Here is a 3,262-nt window from a genome sequence, read left to right as displayed (position 1 = left end):
GCCACTCCGGCCATACGCCCGCGCCGACGCCTATCGGGGACTACGCGCCTTCGCTTCGCTCTCCATGGCGCGCAGCGAATGACGAAGGACGTGAGTCCTTCGTCGTGAAGGCAATATGCAAAGCGCAGTCACACACGCCGTAGAGTCATTCGTCGTAGGGTCGTGCGTAGCCCGAGTGCGCCAACGGCGCTACTCGAGGCGGAACAGCGACCCGGAGCGGGACGGCCCGGGCTGAGAAGGTTGTCGCCCTGCGCGAGTCCCGTCGGCGAGGGATCGACCCGACGGGTATCACGAGCGCAGACGCGACACTCCGGTTAGGTTCATGGATCATGACCGCCAAGGAAGGTCGGAGCCTGTCCTTGTGCGCGCCGTCCCAGTTCCAACGCAGGCCTGAGGCTAACATCCGGGCCACAGGATCGGGCTGGCCGTCCTGCCGATGGGCCGAGCTGGCGCTCGCCGTCGGCGTCAGGCTCTCGTCTGCGCTCACCTTCCCTGGGTGCGCCGCCCGGTCTCCGATCATTGGGAGGTCCGGATGCAGATACTCATCGTCGTCGCTGGCTTGGCCGCGCTGGTCAGCTTTCTTTGGCTGCTCGTGGCTGCCTTCAAGACGCATATCCTCTGGGGGCTGGCCTGTCTCTTCCTCCCCTTCGCCACGCTGGTCTTCGCGATCTTGAACTGGGATCGGGCAGCAAAGCCCTTTCTCACCCATCTCGCAAGCTCGGCGCTCGTCTTCGCCGTGGCTTGGTCTTACTTCGCCAGCTTTGTCCCAATGATGGACGCGGGGGCGATGCAGGCGCAGGCCCAGAGCATTCAGGAAGTCCAGCTCGAGATCGTACGGCGCGTGGAAGGCGGCGAGATGACGGAGGGCGAGGCCAAGGCCGAGATGCAGAGGGTTCTGCAGGCGGCGCTGACGAATCAACCCTATCGGCCCTCGTTCATGGACCAGGGTGGGCAAGCCGTCGCGATGAAGATCGAGAGGCAGGGGCACCTAGAGCTTGACCCTGAGGCCTTCAACGCCAAGATCGAGGCGGCCATCGCGCATGAGGACGCGAGCCGGGCTCAGGTCCAGGCCGCAGCGCCAAAGAAGCCCACCTATGTCCGCCGCTTCGTTGCCAAGGACGTGCATGGCGCCGTCCAGGACATCGGCAAGGCAATCAAGCTGACCACGGTCAATGGGCTCGAGCGCGCCGGCGACTTGGTCGATATCGGCCGCAAGGGTGAGCTGATCGTCGAGCACCGCGTCCATGGCGGGACGGTGGTATACACGATCGGTCGCGAGGTGGTCGGAAACTACAGGGTGCAGGAGTGGGTTCAGCGCTGAGCACGCGTCGACCGCCCCGTCCGGCTTCGGTCTAGTGCTCGCGCGGACACCTACTGATTCTCTCCGGTCAAGAGACCAGCGATGAGGCTTTCGACCGGCGCATAGTCGTCGGTCAGCAGCGGGATCTCATCCATCGGGGCACCGATCCGGTCGACCATGTCGCTGACGCGGTGCCAGCTGCGCTGCATGCCGTGCTGAGCGTCGACGCGCTGAGGCAGGCGTTGGGCATCCGTTGCCGTGATGACGAAGGTCACGCGCTCGGCCTCGGGCGGTCCCTCCATCCAGATGTCGACCTGGCCGAATTCGGCGCGCAAGGTCTTGACGACGGCCTTGAGCAGCCGCGGGTCCGGAAAGGCGTCGACCAGGTTCATGGCGTAGATGCCGCCTGGGCGCAGGTGCTGATGGACGAGCGCGGCGAATTCCCGGGTCACCAGGTGATAGGGGATGGCGAGGTCGTGAAAGACGTCGCCGATGATGACGTCGAAGCTGTCGGTGGTTTGCGCGAGGACGAGCCGCGCGTCTTGGTGCAGGACGCGCATCCCGGAGGTGTCCACGAAGAGCCGCTCGCGCGCGGTCTCTGTGACGGCCGGGTCGAGCTCGGCGACCGTGATCTCCGCTTGGGGGTTTATCGTCTTGACGGCGCGTGGCAGCGAGTAGGCCCCGCCACCCGCGAAGAGCCATTTCAGCTCGCCCGCATCCCGATCTGCGAAGTGGGCCCGTGCCAGCTCGTCCAGCGCCTGGATGTAGGGGGCGATCAGCAGCTCGGGAAGCTCCGCGTGGTTGATGCCGTGGAGCAGGTGATCCAGCACCAGGCCGCGCGCCTCGCCGAAGGGGGCGTCGGCGCTGTGGTCGGCGACCCGGATGCAGAAATAGGCGCTCTCGCCCTCGCAGCTCGAGGCGAGGCCGTCCTTGAGTGCGACCAGGCCCATGGTGCCGATCGTGGCGGCCAGCATGGCGGCGACTAGAGGCTTCGAGCCGAGGCGCAGATAGCTCAAGCCCAAGGCGATGAGCATGGCGCCGACGCCCAGGATGACGGTCTTGGTGCCGAAGGTCTGGATCAGCCAATAGCCGGCGAGGAAGGTCCCCAGGATGCTGCCGATGGCGGCCAGGGCATGCATGCGCCCGACCACATGACCGGTGCGCGCGTCCAGCCGCAGGGCGAGTGTCGTCAGCAAGGGCGTCACCACGCCGATGAGCGCCGCCGGCGTCGCGAAGAGAACCGCCGCGATCAGAAAACTGGCGCTCAAGAGGCTCAGCCCCTGACGTTGGGCCGAGTCGCCGACCACCGGCAGAAGCACAAGGCTGAGCAGGCAATAAATCCCCGCGCCGGCCAGCACCAGGCCGGCCTCCCGATCACTGGCGCCGCGATCCGCCCAGACGCCGCCGACCCAGTTTCCCAGCGAGAGCCCAGCCAGGATGACGCCGATGATGGACGTCCAGGTATAGAGCGAGACCCCGACATAGGGTGCGATGAGGCGCCCCGCGACGATCTCCAGGACGAGCAGCAAGGCCGAGCTGAGAAAGACGGTCGCCGCATATCCGAGCAGCCGGATTCTGTTGCGATTGGCGCTGGCGCTGCTCATGACCCATGTCCCCCGATGCGGAATTTTCGGCAGTCTGCCTGGCACCACCGGATGGTTCAACGGACCCTTTTCAAACGGGCTTGCTCGGTCTCCCTGCCTGCGGCCGATCCACTGCTCGCGTCCCCGTCTCGGTCGAAATGCCATCCTTGATGTGAGCGACACCAGTCCTGGGCGTGTCGGCCTCCAGGCCGACACGTGTTGACCTGGAGGTCAACACTCCCAGCGTCACCCCTTTCTGCAGCATAGGAAGGAACTGAGCACTAACCTTTCTGCCCACTGCCCACAGCCCTCAACCAACATCACACCAAACCCGAAACCCCGAGCCCAGCGACGACGAGCTCACACGCACCCGCCGAAC

2 protein-coding genes are annotated in these 3,262 nt (G+C 65.7%); one reads left to right on the top strand and one right to left on the bottom strand.

Features of this window, described 5'->3' with window-relative positions:
• Positions 1 to 532: 532 nt before the first annotated feature.
• Entirely contained in the window at positions 533 to 1,321 is a 789-nt protein-coding gene (locus G3446_RS26040; protein WP_164456572.1) for a cytochrome d ubiquinol oxidase subunit II, read from the top strand.
• 50 nt (positions 1,322 to 1,371) lie between these two features.
• On the opposite strand, the gene G3446_RS26035 is transcribed toward G3446_RS26040, so the two are convergent.
• Positions 1,372 to 2,904 carry a fused MFS/spermidine synthase gene (locus G3446_RS26035; protein ID WP_164456573.1) on the bottom strand — a complete coding sequence of 511 codons (1,533 nt, stop codon included), beginning with the start codon at positions 2,902 to 2,904 and terminating at the stop codon, positions 1,372 to 1,374.
• Positions 2,905 to 3,262: the final 358 nt, after the last annotated feature.

Origin of the sequence: Thiorhodococcus minor (genome assembly GCF_010820565.1) — a bacterium.
Taxonomy (GTDB): domain Bacteria; phylum Pseudomonadota; class Gammaproteobacteria; order Chromatiales; family Chromatiaceae; genus Thiorhodococcus; species Thiorhodococcus minor.
Note: the sequence above shows the minus strand (reverse complement) of the source record. Positions and strands in the feature narration are given on the sequence as shown.